This is a genomic window from Paenibacillus zanthoxyli JH29, assembly GCF_000520715.1.
Lineage (GTDB): Bacteria > Bacillota > Bacilli > Paenibacillales > Paenibacillaceae > Paenibacillus_AQ > Paenibacillus_AQ zanthoxyli.
On record NZ_ASSD01000179.1, the window covers coordinates 1 to 4,205 of the forward strand.

General features: G+C 55.3%; 3 protein-coding genes and 1 pseudogene. 2 read left to right on the forward strand and 2 right to left on the reverse strand.

Translation table 11 applies throughout. The annotated features are described in order from the left end of the window. Positions 1 to 1,844 (reverse strand): peptidase U32 family protein (locus L691_RS0107050; RefSeq protein WP_025689637.1); only part of this gene is annotated, 1,844 nt, incomplete at its 3' end. A gap of 311 nt (positions 1,845 to 2,155) precedes the next feature. Between L691_RS0107050 and rfbA the strand changes: the two genes are divergently transcribed. Then, positions 2,156 to 3,034 (forward strand): glucose-1-phosphate thymidylyltransferase RfbA, encoded by an 879-nt coding sequence (gene rfbA, locus L691_RS0107055; protein ID WP_025689638.1) that lies wholly within the window; start codon positions 2,156 to 2,158, stop codon positions 3,032 to 3,034. Positions 3,035 to 3,053: 19 nt separating this feature from the next. Continuing rightward, entirely contained in the window at positions 3,054 to 3,614 is a 561-nt protein-coding gene (rfbC, locus tag L691_RS0107060) for a dTDP-4-dehydrorhamnose 3,5-epimerase (RefSeq protein ID WP_025689639.1), read from the forward strand. A gap of 175 nt (positions 3,615 to 3,789) precedes the next feature. On the opposite strand, the pseudogene L691_RS32560 reads toward rfbC, so the two are convergent. Next, a pseudogene (locus tag L691_RS32560) lies at positions 3,790 to 4,205 on the reverse strand (hypothetical protein); the annotation flags it as partial.

Consider the following 4,205-nt stretch of genomic DNA (forward strand, 5'->3'; position numbering starts at 1 on the left):
GTCGCCAGCGCGATTTGTCCGCCGGCTGCCCGCACGGCCTCCACCGCTGCCGGGAACTGCTTGATGAATTCGAAGTCGGCGTAGATGAACGTTACGCCGGCCTTTAATGCAGCCTGCACCTGCGGCAGGCTGCGGCACAGCGCGGTGAGCTGCGCAGCACCGCCGCCTGTGAAGGGGTCGCCCGCTCTGAGCGGGGCGACCGGTCCCGCGCCGCGCGCAGCGGCGTCGCCGTACACCTCTACCGCCCGTTTCACGTATACGGGCGGCTTCGGGCGCTCGCCAGCGAGCAGCTCCACCGCACGGCGGCGGATGCTGTTCAGCTCGCGCATGGGCACGATGACGCCGCCTTCCAGCTCGGCGTCCAGACACTCAAGCTGGAAGACGGTCCCGCCAAGGCGTCCGAACTGCTCTTCCAGCAGCGCCGCGTCCATCGGGCGCTTGTTCGCCGTCTCCAGCATAAGCTCGGAGTCGACGCGAACGGTGACGCCCTTCTGCACGTCGGTCCACCAGGTAGAGAGCGGCTCGCCAGCACGGCCTGCGGCCTTTACATGCACCGGGAACACCCGGTACGGCTTCTCCGTTTCAAACGTCTGGCGCAGCATTTTATCCAGCGCCGGATCATTCGTCTTCCAGATGCGGTCTCCGATATGCAGACGGCTCAAGGAGACATCGCTGCGTCCGGGGATAATGTCGACAATCCAGCCTTCCTGCGCTTCGCCTTCCAGCTTTACGCATTTGCGGCGCAGATCGTAGATGCGGCCGCCTTCTTCTTTTTTCGTCGGATCGCCCGCATCGAACACAATGCCGTCGCCGCGTTTAATCGGCGCTTCAATCCGGCAGACAACCCCGTCACGCAAAATCTGCTCCACGGTGCCAACATACACGCCCCGGCTTTTCGGGAAAGTGCCGTCCACCAGCTTTTTATTATTCGTGCCTTCCAGGAAGCCGTGCGTGAACCCGCGTGAGAAGCTCTGCTGCAGCTCCCGCATTTCCTCCTTGGACGGAGCAGCCCATCTTCCGCCAAAATAACGGTCGATCGCCTTGCTGTATTTGCCTATTACATTCGCCACGTATTCCGGGCTTTTCATGCGCCCTTCGATTTTGAAGGACGTTACGCCCGCCTGAATCAGCTCCGGCAAAAGGTCGATAGCCGCCAAATCCTTTGGCGACAGCAGATAGGAGACGTCCCCCATCGGCTTCACCTCACCGTCCACGACGAGGTCATACGGCAAACGGCAGGCCTGTGCGCATTCGCCCCGGTTGGCGGAGCGCCCGCCCCACATCTCCGAGGTCAGACATTGCCCCGAATAGGAGACGCACAGCGCGCCATGCACGAACACCTCCATCGGCAGACGCGCCTGATCGCCAATCGTACGGATCTGCTTCAGATTATTTTCCCGTCCGAGCACCACGCGCTCCAGTTCGAACGGCTTGGTGAACTCTACCGCCTCCGGCGAAGTAATCGTCATTTGCGTCGAGCCGTGAATCGGAAAATCCGGCGAAATCTCGCGGATCAGCTTCACCAGCCCGAGATCCTGCACAATGACCGCGTCCACACCGGCATCTATGCAAGCGTCGATCAATTCTTTTGCATCCGAAAGCTCGTTCTCGAATACTAGAATATTGAACGTCAGAAACCCCTTTACGCCATAGCTGTGCAAAAAGGCCATGATTTCCGGCAGTTCGTCCATCTGAAAGTTGTTCGCTCTTGCCCGGGCATTAAATTTCTCCACGCCGAAATAGACAGCGTCCGCCCCATTCGCCACCGCCGCGCGCATGCAGTCCCAGTCGCCCGCCGGTGCGAGCAGCTCCACGTCTTCCCTGCGTATATCCCGCTCTTCCATTATATCCTCCCAAACCGTCCGCTAGGGACGGGTCTATTAATGTGCCAAGCATATGTGATCCGGACTTCCCAAAGAATTGAAATGGATTGATGCCCGGTTAACCTATCTATTGTATCAAATATCACAGTCACCTGCTACAAGCCTGTCACTAGCAATCTCTACATTTCCATAAGACTTGAAATAGATAGAAATGGAATCGATTTTTTGCGAAAAAAGGTAAAGAGAAATAGACAGCAGTTGAACGTTAAGCGTAAAATATACATAGCCAAAGAGGATTAAATTACATATAGCAGGGAGAGCTGACTCAGAAAATGAAAGGCATTATCCTGGCAGGCGGCAGCGGCACGCGCTTATACCCTTTGACTATGGTTACAAGCAAGCAACTGCTGCCGGTCTACGACAAACCGATGATTTATTATCCTTTATCTACTTTAATGCTGGCGGAAATCAAGGATATTTTGATTATTTCCACTCCCGATGACACCCCGAGGTTTGAGAGTCTGCTGGGGGACGGTTCCCAGTTTGGCATCTCGCTGCAGTACAAAATCCAGCCAAGTCCCGACGGATTGGCGCAGGCCTTTATTCTTGGAGAAGATTTTATTGGCAGCGATTCGGTCGCTATGGTTCTCGGGGACAATATTTACTATGGGGCCGGCATGCGTCAAATGCTTAAACGTGCTTCGGACAAACCGCAGGGCGCTACGGTATTCGGTTACCACGTTCCCGATCCGGAGCGTTTTGGCGTTGTGGAGTTTAATGGGGACGGCAAAGTCCTCTCCATCGAAGAAAAGCCTGCACAGCCCAAGTCGCACTATGCGGTTACGGGACTGTATTTTTACGACAATCGGGTCGTCGATATCGCGAAAAACGTAAAGCCTTCCCCGCGGGGTGAATTGGAGATTACTTCGGTTAACGAGGAATACCTGAGACTTGGCGAGCTGGATGTGGAGCTGCTGGGACGCGGCTTTACGTGGCTGGATACTGGCACTCATCAGAGTCTGGTAGACGCAACCAATTTTGTCAGAACGATCGAGGATCATCAAGGCATCAAAATCGCCGCGCCGGAGGAAATCGCATATATTAACGGGTGGATTACAGAGGAGCAGCTGCTGGCCTGCGGCGAGAAGCTGAGCAAGACCGGCTACGGGCAGTATTTGATCAAGGTAGCTAACGGTAAAATCAAATATTAATGCGGAAAGAGTGGAATCGATGAAATTTACACAAACGAATCTGGAAGGCGTTCTAATCGTAGAACCCACGGTATTCGGCGACCATCGCGGCTGGTTCATGGAAACCTACAGCCAGGCCAAATTTCTGGAACAGGGGATCGACCTGAACTTCGTGCAGGATAATCAATCCTACTCGGCGGTAAAAGGGACGCTGCGCGGGCTCCACTACCAGTTGAACCCTAAAGCGCAGACGAAGCTCGTCCGCTGTACGCGCGGCAGCATCTTTGATGTGGCCGTCGATATACGCCAGGGAAGCCCCAGCTACGGCAAATGGTTCGGGATCGAGCTGAGCGCGGACAACAAGAAGCAGCTGCTGATCCCCAAAGGCTTCGCTCACGGCTTTATGACGCTGACCGAGGACGTGGAGGTCCAGTATAAGTGCGACGAATTATATGCGCCCGAATGTGACGGAGGCATCCTGTGGAATGACCCGGGTATCGGCGTGGAGTGGCCTATCGATGTAGTGCCGGTGCTGTCGGCCAAAGACGAGAAAGCGCCGCTGCTAAAAGACGCGAATCTCAATTTCGTTTACAGCGCATAAGTGCAGATTAGTGAAAAAAAGAGCCTCCATTCCGCCTCGATCGCGGTCTGGAGGTTCTTTCCATCTAGGCCATGAATGCCGTTCAACTGCCTCAAAGCGACTTTCCCAAGCATCTGTCCAAAATATCTGCGTCCGGCAACATACATACCGGCAGGATGCATCCAATTTTCAGTGATCAATTCGCCCCCTGATCCTGCTTCCCCTCATCCGTAAACCGGAACGATTGGAGCGTCCGTTCCAGCACTTCCTGCTGCGCTTCTGTTGCGTTCGCATCGCCCAGCGTGGCCGTAAGGGTAAAGACAACATCATTGTGGCTGAAGACGATGGCTCGGATGCGGGAAGGGATGCCGCTTTTATTTTGCCGCACGATCATTTCCACAGCCGGTACTCCGGCGAATATGGTATCCCGTACGCTTTCGACAAATGGTCCCTTTGGACCGCCGCTCGTATTCCGGTAGTACTCTTTAAGCTGATTTACCGTATAGTCAAAGGACCCGCCCGGAAGTAACGCGATCTGGAACCGTCCGCCGGTGAAACGGCACTCGACGTTCTGAACCTCGAACCCCCCTTCGGGGGGTGTCCACAAACGCG